The sequence below is a fragment of the Rhizobium sp. A37_96 genome (assembly GCF_053521765.1).
The window spans coordinates 1-14,765 of sequence record NZ_JBNWDS010000011.1; the positions used below are offsets into that span (position 1 = coordinate 1).

General features: G+C 60.8%; 11 protein-coding genes and 1 pseudogene. 7 read left to right on the plus strand and 5 right to left on the minus strand.

Annotation, left to right across the window (positions count from 1 at the left end; genetic code table 11):
* A pseudogene (locus tag ACQZ6J_RS23190) lies at positions 1-179 on the plus strand (EmrB/QacA family drug resistance transporter); the annotation flags it as partial.
* A gap of 49 nt (positions 180-228) precedes the next feature.
* Positions 229-1,416: an adenylate/guanylate cyclase domain-containing protein gene (locus ACQZ6J_RS23195; protein ID WP_449085923.1), complete on the plus strand. Its 1,188-nt coding sequence runs from the start codon at positions 229-231 to the stop codon at positions 1,414-1,416.
* Positions 1,417-1,512: 96 nt separating this feature from the next.
* On the opposite strand, the gene ACQZ6J_RS23200 is transcribed toward ACQZ6J_RS23195, so the two are convergent.
* On the minus strand, positions 1,513-1,887 hold the full coding sequence (locus tag ACQZ6J_RS23200; protein ID WP_163989251.1) for a winged helix-turn-helix transcriptional regulator: 375 nt from the start codon (positions 1,885-1,887) through the stop codon (positions 1,513-1,515).
* 102 nt (positions 1,888-1,989) lie between these two features.
* Here ACQZ6J_RS23200 and ACQZ6J_RS23205 point away from each other — a divergent pair, with 102 nt between their 5' ends.
* The 3 genes from ACQZ6J_RS23205 (at position 1,990) to ACQZ6J_RS23215 (ending at position 6,516) form a co-directional block, all read left to right on the plus strand.
* Positions 1,990-2,967, plus strand: coding sequence for a quinone oxidoreductase family protein (locus ACQZ6J_RS23205; protein WP_449085773.1), 978 nt, complete (start codon positions 1,990-1,992; stop codon positions 2,965-2,967).
* 240 nt (positions 2,968-3,207) lie between these two features.
* Positions 3,208-4,896, plus strand: coding sequence for an aspartate-alanine antiporter (aspT, locus tag ACQZ6J_RS23210; protein WP_163989248.1), 1,689 nt, complete (start codon positions 3,208-3,210; stop codon positions 4,894-4,896).
* Positions 4,897-4,923: 27 nt separating this feature from the next.
* Positions 4,924-6,516, plus strand: a complete 1,593-nt coding sequence (locus tag ACQZ6J_RS23215; protein WP_163989247.1) for a bifunctional aspartate transaminase/aspartate 4-decarboxylase — start codon at positions 4,924-4,926, stop codon at positions 6,514-6,516.
* Positions 6,517-6,590: 74 nt separating this feature from the next.
* Here the strand turns inward: ACQZ6J_RS23215 and ACQZ6J_RS23220 are convergent, their stop codons facing one another.
* The 4 genes from ACQZ6J_RS23220 to ACQZ6J_RS23235 all read right to left on the minus strand — a co-directional run bounded on the left by ACQZ6J_RS23220 (position 6,591) and on the right by ACQZ6J_RS23235 (position 13,024).
* Entirely contained in the window at positions 6,591-7,391 is an 801-nt protein-coding gene (locus ACQZ6J_RS23220) for an alpha/beta fold hydrolase (RefSeq protein ID WP_449085774.1), read from the minus strand.
* A 218-nt stretch (positions 7,392-7,609) separates the two neighbouring features.
* On the minus strand, positions 7,610-8,944 hold the full coding sequence (locus ACQZ6J_RS23225; protein ID WP_449085775.1) for an acetyl-CoA hydrolase/transferase family protein: 1,335 nt from the start codon (positions 8,942-8,944) through the stop codon (positions 7,610-7,612).
* 467 nt (positions 8,945-9,411) lie between these two features.
* Entirely contained in the window at positions 9,412-11,781 is a 2,370-nt protein-coding gene (locus ACQZ6J_RS23230; RefSeq protein ID WP_449085776.1) for a methyl-accepting chemotaxis protein, read from the minus strand.
* Positions 11,782-12,319: 538 nt separating this feature from the next.
* The gene (locus ACQZ6J_RS23235) at positions 12,320-13,024 is read right to left on the minus strand and encodes a L,D-transpeptidase (RefSeq protein WP_449085777.1); all 705 of its coding nucleotides are present in this window, start codon (positions 13,022-13,024) and stop codon (positions 12,320-12,322) included.
* Between the two features lie 251 nt (positions 13,025-13,275).
* On the opposite strand from ACQZ6J_RS23235, the gene ACQZ6J_RS23240 reads away from it, so the two are divergent.
* Positions 13,276-14,175 carry a DMT family transporter gene (locus ACQZ6J_RS23240; protein WP_449085778.1) on the plus strand — a complete coding sequence of 300 codons (900 nt, stop codon included), beginning with the start codon at positions 13,276-13,278 and terminating at the stop codon, positions 14,173-14,175.
* A gap of 213 nt (positions 14,176-14,388) precedes the next feature.
* On the plus strand, positions 14,389-14,736 hold the full coding sequence (locus ACQZ6J_RS23245; protein WP_449085779.1) for a DUF488 domain-containing protein: 348 nt from the start codon (positions 14,389-14,391) through the stop codon (positions 14,734-14,736).
* Positions 14,737-14,765 lie beyond the last annotated feature (29 nt).

Below are 14,765 nucleotides of genomic sequence, written 5' to 3' on the forward strand. Positions count from 1 at the left end.
ACCAGGCCCTCGCCTCCCACAAGGCCATCGTCGCCGTCGCGGCAAGCCTGCGCAAGCAGGCAAACATCATGGCATTCAGCGATACCTTCTTCCTCATCGCCATCGCCCTCATCATCGCGCTCTCCTCAAGCCTGATCCTCAAAAAACCCGCTCACCTCTCCGGCGGCGCCGCTCACTGACGTGCCGCGCCTCGAAGAGAAGGAGAACGTCATGACATTGCTGCACGATATGCCCAAGATCGTAAGTGTGAATTCCAGATCCGCGCGCGACGGCATGAACACCGCAGCGACCTTGAGCCTCGTCGAATGGCTGACGGGTGACGAATGCCACGCTCTCGACGAAGCGAGCCTGGTTGCCGGGCTTGGACGCCGCCTGCAGGCGCTCGGGCTTCCCGTCGACCGATTGAGCCTGCACCTGACGACGCTGCATCCCGAATTCGTCGGGCGCACCTTTGCCTGGGCGCCGGGCGAGCCGGTGGAAATACATGACCGTGAACATGGCACGCGCCTGGCTTTCGCCAATACGCCGCTGCTCAAGGCGCAGGGAATGCGGGAACCGTTGATCGTCGGTCCCGGCGAGAGCCCGTACGGCCCGTGGCAGCACATCGACATCTTTTCCGGCCGCGGGCTGGTGCAACTGATGATAGCGCCACTCTGCAACGCGGACGGGCCGATCAGCACGGCCGTCTTCGGCACGCATCGCCCCGGCGGCTTCACGCCGGTCGAACAGGAAGTGCTCGAGCGCATCCTGCCGGCGCTGCGCAATACCTGCGAGCTGCGGGTCCTGCGGCAATGCGAGCTCAGCCTGCTCGACACCTATATCGGCCCCATGACGGCAAGCCGGATCCTTGCCGGGCACATCCGCCGCGGAGAGATCGAATCCATGGAGGCGGCCCTTCTGCTCTGCGACCTGCGCGGTTTCACCGAGCTTTCCAACCGGCTTGCGGGAGCCACCGTCCTCGGCCTCCTGAACGCCTACTTCGACAAGGTCGTACCGGCAATCAGCCGCGAGGGCGGCGAGGTGCTGAAATTCATGGGCGACGCCGTTCTCGCCTTCTTCCCGGGCATCGACGCGGCGGGAGCCTGCAATGCCGCATTGAGCGCGGCAAAGACGATCCTCGACGAGGTGGATGGCTTCCAGTATGACGGCATCGGCATCAAGGTCGGCATCGCGCTGCATTATGGCGAGGTCAGCTATGGCAATGTCGGCTCCGGCAACCGCCTGGACTTCACGCTGATCGGCCCCGACGTCAATGTCGTCAGCCGCATCCAGAGCGTCTGCAGCGAGAGAGGCGAAGCGCTTCTCCTATCCGACGCCTTCCATCGGCAAGCCGAAATCAAAGACGCCGCCTCGATCGGATCGCACCGCTTGAAGGGCTTCGCCGAGCCGATGGAGCTGTTTACGCTCATTCGCTGAACGCCCGTCGCCCGATCGATCGCAACTCCGGGGTTGTACCGGAGAATCGAAGCGATCGCATGGATGTCCGTTGCACGGCCGGCGCAAGCCCGCAACTCAGGTATTGACCGGACGAACGATACAGTCTGCGATGGCGTCGACTTCGTCGAGCGCTTCGGCATGGCGCTGCCCCCAATCGCAAAGCGCCAGCATCACAGGTTCGAGGCTGAGGCCGAGGGGGGTCGCCGAATAGTCCACCCGAGGGGGGACCTGCCGGAAGACTTCCCGGCTTACCAATCCATGCGCTTCCATCTCCCGAAGCTGCTGCACCAGAACTTTCTGGGTCACGGACGGAACGAGCCGGTTCAGTTCGGACAGCCGCTTCGGCCCATCGAGAAGATGATAGAGAATGACCGCTTTCCATCGGCCCGATATCGTCCGGATGGCACGTTCGATCGGCAGCACCGGCAATCTTTTCAATAGCTTGGTCATGCTTACCTTTTGGTGCGTATGGGAGAAATCTGTCTGTAGAGCTCCATGCCACCTTACAGATAAAAATATGCTCCTGTGAGCAGAAAATACAGGAGAATGGTGATGAAAATTGCGCGCATCGATCAATTCGGCAGCCCTGATGTCTTTCGGATACTGGACGTTCCGCGACCCGAAATCGACGCGGACGAGGTTCTCGTGCGGGTTCATGCGTCCGGGGTGAATTTCTTCGAGGTGCTGATGCGACAGGATCGTTATGCCGTCACGCCGCAATTGCCGATGACCTTCGGGGTCGAGGTCGCAGGGACGATCGAGGCGGCCGGCCGCGACGTCGATATCGAAACAGGCAGCCGTGTCGTCGTGCCGCTTTTCGCGATCGGCCGCGACGGTGGATATGCGGACTATATCGTGGTCAAGGCCGCCGCCGTGATCCCGCTTCCCGATGCGATTTCGTTCGATGCCGGGGTCGCCTGCCTCGTTCAGGGATTGACCGCGCTTTACGCCGTCCGGCGCACATCGCCACGCGGCAAGTCGGTGCTGGTCACGGCAGCCGGCGGCGGGGTGGGAACGCTGCTCATTCAGCTCGCCAGGATCGCCGGTGCGGTACATGTCGTCGCGCTGGCGGGCTCGGACGAAAAGCTGGAACTCGCCTTGTCGCTCGGTGCCGACATGGCGATCGACCATCGGGACGGGAAATGGCTGTCCCGATGGCCGGAAACGGGACCCGAGTCCCGCATCGACATCGTCTACGACTTCGTCGGCGGCGCGCTGACAAATACTCTTGCCAGCGTGCTCGCACCGACGGGAACATTGCTCTTCGGCGCTCTCGGCAGGTTCAGCCTGGACAACGAGACGATCAACGGCCTGCTTGCAAAGAGCCAGGCGATCGAAGGTCTGGCGCTGCTGCCGCTGGTGCAGGCAAGCGACCTGCGTCGGGATCTCGCGGAGCTGTTCGATCTGATCGCCGCGGGTCGACTGACGCCGGTCATCGGCGGACGTTTTCCATTGGAGCGCGCGGGCGACGCGCATCGGCTGATCGAATCCCGCGCATCCACCGGGAAAGTCGTCCTCACTCCAGGTTGATGCCCGGAGAGGCGGCACAGACCATATTTCCCATGGGAAACGGCCAGCACATCGGAAATATTCAAGCGTGCGCGACGGGTGAATCCATGGCGGCGCTTCATCTTGGGATGGGTGCGGCCTCCCCCACCCATCCCCATTGCGCCCTTATTAAGCTTTTCCTAAAAGTCTTGCTTGACAGGCAATGCAACCCTTGCTTCTAATCCGCGGGCGAAAGCGAAAAGACTTGTAAGCGGAGCACCTATGGCGTTTCTACAGTCTATTTTTCACCAAGCCCCTGAGATCGCTCTTTTTTTATCGCTGGCCATCGGATATTGGATCGGCAAGTTCCAGTTCGGAAAATTTCAACTCGGCGGCGTCGCCGGGTCACTCTTGGTTGCCGTCGCCCTCAGCCAGATCGGCATCACCATCGACAACGGCATCAAGGCGGTCCTGTTCGCCTTGTTCATCTACGCCGTCGGCTTCGAAAGCGGGCCGCAATTCTTCCGTTCGCTCGGGCGCCAGTCGATCCGTGAGATTCTGATGGCGGTCGTGCTCGCGATCAGCGGGCTTTTGACCGTCATCGTGCTGTCCAAGGCGTTCGGGCTCGATAAGGGACTGGCCGCAGGTGTTGCCGCCGGCGGATTGACGCAATCGGCAATCATCGGCACGGCAAGTTCCGCGATCGGCAAGCTCGGCCTTGCCGCGGACGAGACGCAGCGCCTGCAGGCCAATGTCGCGATCGGTTACGCCGTCACCTATATTTTCGGCTCTTTCGGCGCGATCATCGTCTGCGTCAACATCCTTCCCTGGTTCATGGGCCGCAGCATCCGCGACGACGCGATCAAGGCGGAGGCAGCGCTCCTGGCTGGCGCCAAACTCTATGGACCCGGCGAGGCCGCGGCACTGCCGGATCTCGTCGGCCGCCTGTTTCAGGTTCGCCAGGCCGCCGGGCGCTCGATTGCCGAGATAGAGGCCGGCGCGGGAGACGGAGGCGCCGTTGCCATCGAACGCGTGAAGCGCGCAGGCACCATCATCGGGGTCGAACCGAGCCTGCAACTGCAGACCGATGATATCGTGCTCGTCGTCGGCCGACGCGCCGGCGTGGTCGCGCTGGCGGCAACCATAGGACCGGAATTGCAGTCCTCGGAAGGGATGGACATGGTTGTCACGACACAGGACGTCGTGATCGCCAACAAGGATTATGCAGGCCATACGGTCGCCGAGATCATCGAGGCGACCAAGGACCTGCGTCACGGCGTCTTCGTCCTCCAGGTCAAGCGCGGCGGAAGCCCGCTCACTCTGCTTGCCGATACCCGCATCGCCGCCGGTGACGTCGTGACGATCCACGGCCTTCGCGAAGACCTCCAGCGCATCGCGAAGCAGGTCGGCACCGTCATCGTTCCCAGCGACAAGACGGACTTCGTGTTCCATGGGCTGGGGATCGTCATCGGCCTGCTCGTCGGCCTGCTCGTTTTGCGCATCGGCTCCATTCCGCTGACGCTCGGCAGCGGCGGCGGCGCGCTCTTGGCAGGCCTGGTCTTCGGCTGGTACCGCAGCCGCAACATGGCGATCGGCAACATGCCGACGAGCGCCTCCACGCTGCTTCGCGATCTCGGCCTTGCCGGTTTCGTCGCCGTCGTGGGACTGCAGTCCGGCCAGCAGGCGGTGCACACGATCGCGGAAAGCGGCATTTCGCTGTTCCTGATCGGCGTCGTCGTCACCATCCTGCCGCTGATCATCACCATGCTCTTCGGCCGCTACGTTCTGCGGTACGATAACACCGCTATCTTTGCCGGTGCGCTTTCCGGATCGCGCAGCGCCAATCCGGCCTTCGGCGAAATCCTCGACAAGGCCGGCAACAGCGTTCCCACGACCCCTTTCGCCATAACCTATGCTCTGGCCAACGTCTTCCTGACCCTGCTTGGCCCCCTCGTCGTCGCCTTCGTCTGACATGCTCGACCGAGCAAGGAGAGAACCATGACCGACTACAGCAAGTTTGCGAAGCTGAGCCCTTTCGAACTCAAGGACGAACTCATAAAACTGGCTTCGGCCAAAGAAAACCGCATCATGCTGAATGCCGGCCGCGGCAATCCGAATTTCATGGCGACCTTGCCGCGCCGCGCCTTCTTCCGGCTCGGCCTCTTTGCCGCCGCGGAATCCGAGCTTTCCTATTCCTACATGCAGAAATGGATCGGCGGCCTGCCCAATATAGAGGGCATCGAGGCGCGCTTCGAGCGCTTTACCAGCGAAAATCGAGATCAGGCCGGCGTGGCCTTTCTCCAACGCGCGCTGAGCTATGTCCGCGACCAGTTGGGTCTCTCCGGCTCGCAGTTCCTGCATGAAATGGTCGAGGGCATTCTCGGCTGCAACTATCCCGTTCCGCCGCGCATGCTGAAGATCAGCGAGCAGATCGTCCGGGAATACATCGTCAAGGAGATGATCGGCGGCTCGCTGACGGGCGACAGCATCGATCTCTTCGCGGTCGAGGGCGGAACCGCCGCCATGACCTATATCTTCAACACGTTGAAGCAGAACGGCATCGTCAGCAAGGGCGACAAGGTCGCCATCGGCATGCCGGTGTTCACGCCCTATATCGAGATCCCCGAGCTCGACGAATACGGCCTTGTCGAAGTCGCGATCAACGCCGATCCGAAACAAGAATGGCAATATACCGACGAGGAGCTCGACAAGCTGAAGGACCCGAACATCAAGGTGTTCTTCTGCATCAATCCCAGCAACCCGCCATCGGTAAAGCTTGACGATCGCAGCCTCGACAGGATTGCGGATATCGTCAAGAACCACAGGCGGGACCTGATCATCCTGACGGACGATGTTTACGGCACCTTCGCCGATAATTTCCGCTCGCTGTTTGCGACCTGCCCAAACAACACGATTCTCGTCTACTCCTTCTCGAAATATTTCGGCGCCACTGGCTGGCGCCTCGGCGTCGTCGCCACCCACCACAACAACGTTCTGGATGACAAGCTTCATGCCTTGCCGAAGGCGACCAAGACGGCGCTCGACAGGCGTTATGGCTCATTGCTGCCGAATGTCGAAAAGCTGAAGTTCATTGACCGCCTGGTCGCGGACAGCCGCACGGTCGCGCTGAACCACACCGCCGGCCTGTCGACGCCGCAGCAGGTCCAGATGGTGCTGTTCTCGTTGTTTGCGCTCATAGACGAGAACGACATCTACAAATCGACGCTGAAGAAGATCATCCGCAAGCGCGAGGCCGCGCTTTATCGCGAGCTCGGCGTTTCCGTGACCGACAATCCGAATTCTGTCGATTACTACACGCTTCTCGACCTCGAGGACATCTCCCTCAAACTCTACGGAGCGGAGTTCGCAAAATGGGTCAAGAAGAAGTTCTCGGCCAACGAGCTGCTGTTCCGCATTGCCGACGAGACCGGTATCGTCTTGCTTCCCGGCCGCGGTTTCGGCACCCAGCAACCCTCCGGGCGTGCTTCGCTCGCGAACCTCAATGAATACGAATATGCGGCAATCGGCCGGTCGCTCCGCAAGCTGGCGGATGAGTACTACGAGGAATTCAAGAAGAAAGCGCCGAAGTGACATTCACGCCCCGGCTATGACGACCATCCGGCGTCCGCTCTCTACGTTCACGGGCGCGTTAAAGACCGGCATAGCTACGCCGCCGTGCCGGAGCCTTTCAACCTCGTCAGCCATCCGGCTATCTCATCGGCAAGCAGATCCGGGCATTCCCGGTGCGGCGTGTGTCCGATATCCGGCAGGATACGGCAGACACCGCGGCCGCGGGCAATCCTGCGGGGATGGGCAAGCGAACCGTATTCGTCCCGATCCCCGTGGATCGCCAGAACGGGACGACTGATCTTGGCGAGCGTCGGCTCCAGGCTCCAGGATTCGAACGCGGGAGACAGCCAGGTCTCGATCCACGCCTTGAGAACCCAATCGGCTTTTTCGCCATGGTAGCGGGTGAGCCGGTCCAGGGCTCCCGGCGCGGCGAAGGCCTCTTGGGCCGCCTTGATGCCGTCGACCGTCCGGTCTTCGACGAAGGCCTGCGCCGCAATGGTGACGATGGCTTCGCATCTCTGCGCAAAGAAGGCGCCGGTCTCGACAGCCATACCGCCGCCGACGCTATGCCCACATGCCACGAAGCGGTCGATCACAAGGCTGTCCAGAACGAACGGAAGCTGATGGACCGCCTCGTCGCGCAGGAAATTCAAATCGAGCCTGTCATGGCGTGCAGCCGACTGACCGAAGCCAAGCCTGTCATAAGCGATCACCCGCCGCTGGAGAGTCGTCGCCAGCAATGCCGGAAAATCTCTCCAGAGCGTGACGCACCCAAGCGAATCGTGATGCAGAATAACGGGCACACCGCCGCTCTCCGAACGGGGCGTCCATGACTTGGCAAACAAATCTCCCTTTGGTGTCGCGATCCAGTGTTCGGCTTCCTCGGTATTTCGCATTCCAACCTCTAAGCTGCAATCAACCGCCCGGCGACGATAGCCGGACGGCAGCATTTTTCTTTCTTCATGTCCACGGCCTGGAAGCTATCGCGATTTTCAGAGAAATGCCTCGGACATATCGAAGCATCCGAACGATTTGCCGCCAGCGATGATGTTTCGGCAGCAACGGATGCAGCGCTTTCAGAGAGCCCAAGCTCTTTGCTGAGAACCTCGATTCGTCAGGCCGGTGCGTACAACCCCGCCTGGTGGGCTGACCGATCCAGCTCCTCGCGAAAATCAGGATGAGCCAGCCCAATGAGCGCCTTGGCCCGCTCGGCGACGGATTTACCCTTGAGATTGGCCCAACCATATTCCGTGACAACGATATGGATATCATTGCGTGATGTCGTCACCGGGCCCGTCAATGTGGGAACGATCCGTGAAAGCGTTCCTTTCGCCGCCGTCGCATGGCAGGCAATGATCGAGCGTCCGCCGCGCGAAGCATATGCGCCGCGCACGAAATCCACCTGACCGCCCGATGCGCTAAACTGCCTTCCGTTGACGAATTCGGAATTGCACGCACCGTTGAGATCGATCTGCAGCGTGGCGTTGACCGACACCGCGCGGTAGTTCTGCGCGATGACAAAGGGATTGTTCACATATTCCACCGGATGCGCTTCAATATCCGGATTATTGTTCAGGAAATCGTAAAGCGGCTTGTCTCCCAGCGCGAAGGTGAAGATCGATCGCCCGACATGGGTCTGCTTGCGGCTGTTGTCGACCACACCCGCCTTGACCAGGGCGGCAAGCCCTGACGTCATCATCTCGGTATGGATGCTGAGGTGACGATGTTGCGAAAGGCCGGCGCAAACGGCGTCGGGCAGCGCGCCGATACCCATCTGCAAGCAATCGCCATCGTCCACCAGGCCGGCGATGATCGCACCGATGGCATCATCGACATCCGAGCGCGGCGCAGGAGCGAGCGCCGGCAGGCTGACGTCATTCTCGACCACTGCCGCGACGCTCGACACCGGGATCATGCAATTGCCGCGCACATAGGGCATGTTGGGGTTGACCTCGAGGATCAGCCTCGTGCCAGGCTTGCGGGATACCGCAAGGGAATAATCGGTACTGGCGCCAAGGCTGAAATTCCCGTCCGCATCCATGGGCGAGACTGTGGCAATCAGCGTGTCCACGCCGACATGCTCGACCAGAGAGCGCGGCACCTGGCTGAAATGGCACGGCACAAGGTCGACGGCGGGCAACATCTCCGTCATCCGCCTCTTGTCGAGGGCGCGCTCCACCCCTCCGTGAAAATAACTCATGGGAATGATGCGGTCGCGCAGGTCGAAATCGAACACGCTGGTGCCGGCTATGCCTGTGCAGAGCAGATAGTAGAGCCGGAGGTCCCTCACGGACCCCGCCCTGGCGCGCTCCGCGAGCGCCGCAAGAACGGCCGGCGGTTGGCCGGCGGCGATCGGCATGGCGATCTTGGCGCCGGATGGTATCAGGGCAACGGCCTCATGTGCGGAACGCAGGCGTTCGCGATAGAGCGTCTGATGAGTAGTGGCCATTGAATCCTCCCCTTGAACGCCACCGCCGAAACAAATTGGCATCCACCGCGTGATCACATCCGACCTCACCTCCATGGCCGTTGCGAGCGCTTTTTGCAGTAGGACGCGCTGACATAAAAGCGCGCAACTTGCTGTTTGCGCAAGACCCGAACATCAACCCGCCGCCAGTGAAAGCGTCCCTCACACTCGTCGCGCGTATGCGACCACGGACGGCAACATCCAGTTTTCGGTCGCCGAGATCGAACGCCCGGCGCAGGGCCACATCGAAACGCTTAAGAAGAAGACCAGGGGCCTGCAGGACATGGCGCTGACGCTCACCATGCTCGCCGACACCGTTCACGCTAGCGATGCGAGCGTAATCGTGAAATCCTGCGTTCCCGAAAGACGCAAGAGAACCCCGAGCGAGTGGTTGTCTGACGGCGGCATGCGCGGGAAATGCCCGGCGCATGCCGTCCGATCATGCCGATTTAGAATTCCTCCCACTCGCCTTCGACTGCAGCGGCGGCGGATGCCGAGCTGCCGCCAAATGCGGCGGCCAGTTTGGAATTCAAGGAGCGGGCCGGCGATGCGACCGGCCTGGAGGTTTCCAGAGATGCGAATTTCTGTCCGGATTGCACGCGGCGCTGGACCGGACGCCGCGTGTGGATCGCAGCCGGCGCGCTGGCCGGCGAACCGGTCAGGCGGAACTGCGCCAGTCGTTGCGAAAGAGCAGAAACTTCCGTCGCAAGCGTGTGCGAGGCGGCATTCGATTCTTCCACCATCGCCGCATTCTTCTGGGTCGACTGGTCCATCTGGTTGACGGCCGTATTGATTTCCTGAAGCCCGGTAGATTGTTCGCGAGCCGATTGAACGATCGCATGCACGTTGCGGTCGATCTGCTGCACTTCCTGGACGATGCCCTGCAAGGCATCGCCGGTCTCGGTCACCAGCGCGACGCCGTGCCGGACCTGATCGCCCGACGAGCTGATCAAGGCCTTTATCTCCTTGGCGGCACCGGCAGAACGCTGCGCCAGTTCGCGAACTTCCTGCGCCACCACGGCAAAACCCTTGCCCGCCTCACCCGCGCGGGCAGCCTCGACGCCGGCGTTGAGTGCAAGCAGGTTGGTCTGGAAGGCAATCTCGTCGATGACGACGATGATGTTCGAGATGGATTTCGACGAGCCCTCGATGTCATGCATTGCCTCGACCGCACGCCGGACGATCTCGCCCGACCGCTCGGCGTTCTGCTTGGTACGGGCAACCATCGAGCCTGCCTCTTCGGCTCGATTGGTGGAATCCTTTACCGAAGTCGTGATCTGTTCGAGTGCCGCGGCAGTTTCCTCCACCGATGCCGCCTGCTGCTCCGTCCGGCGTGCGAGATCGTCGGCCGCCGAACGGATTTCGTCGGCACCGCTTTGTATCACGGAGGCATTCTGGTTGAATGAAAGCATGGCGGAGCGAAGCTTGGCCACCGATGCGTTGAAATTCGTCCGCGTCTCGTCCAGGGCAGCCGTGAAAGGCTGCTCGAGTGTAGTCGTCATGTCGCCGTCGGCAAGTTTCGCCAGACCCACCGCCAGTTCGCCGACGGCGAACTTGACATCGGCCTCCTGCGCCTGGTGGACCCGCGCACGCTCGACGCGTTCGGCCTCCTGCTGCGCGCGGCCGGCATGCGCCTCCGCCTCCAAACGCGCTCTCTCGCGATTGCTTTCCAGAAGAAGATTCAACGATTGCGACAGATCGCCAAGCTCGTCCTTTGCGCCAATGTCCTTGAACCGCACATCGAGCCTACCCGCGGCAAGCTCCGCGGTCTCGCCGATGACATTGGAGATGCGGCCGATGAAGCGCCGTGCGATCAGCCACCCCGCGAAACCGAGCAGCAACGCCGCTGCCACCGTCGTCGCGACCGCATCCCAGATCATTCTGTAGAGCTGCGCAAACAGCGTTGCCTTCGGCACGGAGATGATGGCGAACCAATCCGATCCCTCGACCAGTTTGACGGGAACGGCGACGGCAAGCGATGCCGTGCCATCCTGGCTCGTGATTTCCTGCTCGATGCCCGGCTTGGCAATCAAGCCGTCCCATCCGGCGGTTTCGGCACCGCTTTGCGAGAGGCTTTTTCCGATCAGCCCCGCGTCGGGATGGCTGACGATCTTGCCGGCGCCGGTCACCAGTCCGACAAAACCGCTTCCCATCGGGCGGATGGCGGAAAACGCCTTATTGGTATCCTGAAGCGATAGATCGAGCCCGGCAACGCCGACCGGCTTGCCATCGACAATGATCGGCTCGGCAACGGAGGTCATCAGGACATCCTTGCCATCCACCGCATAGGAATAGGGCTCGAGAATGATCGTTTTGCGTTGGTTGAACGGGATCTGGTAGTAATCGCCCGCGCCTGAAACAGTGTAGTCTGCCAGCGCCGTGTGCGTAATCTGACCGCCGCTGCGAACCCAGTACGGTATGTAGCGACCCGTCTGGTCGTGCCCTTCCTTGCCGACGAAATCCTTGTCCTTGCCATCGAACGCGTTCGGCTCCCAACCCGTCCAGGTTCCAAGAATTTCGGGATTGGCCTGCAGGATATTGAGCAGGATCTTGTCGGCTTTGGCGCGATCGGCGTCACCAATCTGTTTCATCGTCGCCAGGACGGTATCCAGGCTGTCGGCGATGCGCACCTTGCCGCCGATATCCCTCTCGACCTTGAGGGCCTCCGCTCTCGCGATGCCGCGCATCTGCTCGATGCTGCCGGTACGAACATCGGTGTAGGAACGATAGAACAGAACACCGGAAGCGGCGACGACCGCCACGACGCCGCAAGCAGCGATAGAGAACAAATTACGACTTGTCGTTGATCCAAACAGCATTCACCCCTCCCAATTCGTGCTGAAATTCCATTTAATTCAAGGTAAAACTTCCAATCGCCAGTCAAAAATCCGAATTCGCGCAGCCTTTTCGGGCCTCAACTTTAAATTCATAGCAACTTATGATTAAAAAACGGTTCTTGAGGCAGAATAGCTCCGATTTATCTACCGGAGACAGCATGGAAATGCTCGCGATCCGGCCTATCATAATGTTTGCAACACATTGAAATATAAAGGAAGTTCTTGACGGCAAAGGACCGTGCGGTATCGGCGCTCTATATGGCCCGATCAGCAGCGCGCCAGCCCATCAAAACGGCCTCTTCGCCGCCCGCCGGCGGCGGCGATCTTGCCACGAGGACAACCTCAAGCGAGCCGGGCCGCCGGTTCCTTTGTTCCGGATAGCAAGAGGCTGTCCCTCGAACACCGTCTTGTTGCGAATGGCATTTGAACGCTTGCCATCTCCGGCCGGAAGACGCTCGATCGGGGTCGCCGATGTCGTCCCCCTCGACACCTGAGCGTCGTCGGGCCAGATACGCCTGCCCTATTGCACGACGATACGGGAGCCGGTGCTCACACGGCCATAGAGATCGATGATATCCTGTGCGAGGAGACGGATGCAACCGGCGGAAACCGCCTTGCCGATCGACGACGGTGCATTGGTTCCATGCACGCGATAGTAGGTGTCCTGCCCATCCTTGTATATGTAAAGAGCGCGCGCGCCGAGAGGGTTGCCAGGACCTCCGTCCACACCATCTTTGAAGCGCCCGTAGTGCTCCGGGCTGCGTCGGATCATGTTGGCCGTTGGAACCCAGCGCGGCCAGGTGCGCTTGAGCGCGATTGTCGCGGTCCCGCGAAAACTCCGGCTCATGGGCCCGACGCCCACCGCATAGCGAATGGCCCTGCCGCCCGGCCTGACGAAATAGAGGAAGCGTGCCCGCTGGTCGACGACGATGGTGCCCGGCGGCTCGCTCGTTTCGAAGTCGACCTCCCGGCGAATATGGTCAGGATTCATCTTTGCGACATCGACAGCTGGAATTCTGAATCCCGCGTCGATCATTTCGCGATATAAATATGCCGGGTCGTCGCCTTCGTCCGCGGTCGTTATCAGGCTCGGCGTATCGGATACGGCCGAAGATACGGTCACACTGCTGCTGGAGAGCTCGATATCTTCAGCTTTGGTTGAACACGCCCCAAGCATGAACAATGCAACAGCCACAAACACCCACGTCATCTTCCAGTTTCTCAATCCTATTCTCCAACCTCGTTCGTTAGTTTTCAGTCGCGGAGAGGACCGACTGCGAGAAAAAGGCGAAAGGATGTACACAGGTTGAGTTTAGTCGCAGGCAGAGACTTTAAGATGTAGCCTGTTGCAGGAGCGGCACAGGTTCGGAAACCGGGACACGGCCGCTTCAGGCGGCGCCTGCGACCGGTTGCGCCGCCCGCCGCTTCCTGCAATGCAGTTGGGAATATCGATTCGAAGCATCATTGCGAGGCTCCATGATTTCCGGAAAACCCGAGAAGGGCCCGATTGCCGGCATCGCGCTCGCCTGCGCCGGCTATGCCTGCTTCGCGCTGCAGGATGCGATGGTGAAGTGGCTTGTCGCCAGCTATGAAGTGCCGCAGATCCTTTTCATGCGCAGCCTCGTCATCGTCGTGGTCGCCGGCGTGCTCGTGCGCTACCGGCGCCACCCGTCGATCTTCCAGAGCCCATATCGGGGCACGGTCGTTCTGCGCGCTGCATTGATGCTGCTCGCCTGGCTCCTGTTCTACAACGCGGCCCGCCATTTGGGTCTGGCCGAACTCACGACGCTTTATTTCTCGGCGCCCATTATCGTCATGGTGCTGTCAATCTTCATCCTCAAGGAGAAGATAGGTGCGGGTCGCTGGATCGCCTGCATAGGCGGCTTCATCGGTGTCGCGATCGCGGCAAATCCCAGTCATTCTCCAAACCTCGTGCCCGCCCTGATGTGTGTGGTTGCGGGTTTCTGCTGGGCGTGGAGCACGATCCTCATCCGCCTCGTCAGCCGAAGCGAGACGACGCTCACCCAGATGTACGCCACGAGCCTGCTGTTCGGGATAGCCTGCGCGCTGTCATTTCCGTGGATATGGAAAACGCCTGATGCTAGCGGCTGGGCGCTCATGCTGGGGCTTGGCGTCATCTCGACCATCGGGCAATTCCTGCTCTACGAAGGTTTCCGATACGCCCCCGCTTCCACGCTTGCGCCGATCGAATATAGCGGCCTCGTATGGGCCTTCATTTACGGGTACTTGATCTGGGCCGAGATTCCGGCCGCGAATGTCTTCGTCGGCGCACTTCTCATCATCGCCTCGAGCCTGCTGCTCGTCCTGTGGGAACGCCGCATGGAGGGCGCGCGCAAGAAGAGCGCCCAATACTAGCAGGGCCGACGCCGTCGATATCCGTTCAATGGAATAGCCTCGGCGCCGTCAGCACCGAGGCCGAGGTGAAATTTGCTTGTTCAGCCTGTATTGTCAGGTCACGATCCACAAGAGCATGACGCCCGATACAGGTCATCTTGAAAGGCTTCGAGCGAGAGACATCTGATTGAGGAAGCCGATGGTTCGGTATGCATTGAAGGCGAAAGCTTGGACATGACATTGCAGATCAAACGAATCTACGAACCCGCAGCCGAGGAAGACGGAACGCGCATCCTTGTCGATCGGCTATGGCCCCGCGGCGTCAGCAAGAAGGAAGCGCATATCGACCTCTGGCTGAAGGAGATAGCGCCCAGTGCCGAGCTTCGGCGCTGGTTCGGTCACGATCCCGACAGGTGGGACGCGTTTCGCCAGCGCTACCTTGCCGAACTCCAGAGCAATCCGGTGGCCGTCGATGAACTCAGGCGAAAGATCGGCGGATCGACGGCAACGCTTCTTTACGGCGCCAAGGACACCGAGCACAATAACGCCGTGGTGCTCAGGGATTTCATCGGCAGCCCGTAGCCCCCGGCATCGATGGCCTCCAAGTCGCC

Coding starts and splice junctions, on each gene's coding strand:
- ACQZ6J_RS23230 (WP_449085776.1), bottom strand. CDS start 11,781: ATGCTGTTTGGATCAACGACAAGTCGTAATTTGTTCTCTATCGCTGCT.
- ACQZ6J_RS23215 (WP_163989247.1), top strand. CDS start 4,924: ATGACCGACTACAGCAAGTTTGCGAAGCTGAGCCCTTTCGAACTCAAG.
- ACQZ6J_RS23205 (WP_449085773.1), top strand. CDS start 1,990: ATGAAAATTGCGCGCATCGATCAATTCGGCAGCCCTGATGTCTTTCGG.
- ACQZ6J_RS23200 (WP_163989251.1), bottom strand. CDS start 1,887: ATGACCAAGCTATTGAAAAGATTGCCGGTGCTGCCGATCGAACGTGCC.
- ACQZ6J_RS23225 (WP_449085775.1), bottom strand. CDS start 8,944: ATGGCCACTACTCATCAGACGCTCTATCGCGAACGCCTGCGTTCCGCA.
- ACQZ6J_RS23240 (WP_449085778.1), top strand. CDS start 13,276: ATGATTTCCGGAAAACCCGAGAAGGGCCCGATTGCCGGCATCGCGCTC.
- ACQZ6J_RS23195 (WP_449085923.1), top strand. CDS start 229: ATGCCCAAGATCGTAAGTGTGAATTCCAGATCCGCGCGCGACGGCATG.
- aspT (WP_163989248.1), top strand. CDS start 3,208: ATGGCGTTTCTACAGTCTATTTTTCACCAAGCCCCTGAGATCGCTCTT.
- ACQZ6J_RS23245 (WP_449085779.1), top strand. CDS start 14,389: ATGACATTGCAGATCAAACGAATCTACGAACCCGCAGCCGAGGAAGAC.
- ACQZ6J_RS23220 (WP_449085774.1), bottom strand. CDS start 7,391: ATGCGAAATACCGAGGAAGCCGAACACTGGATCGCGACACCAAAGGGA.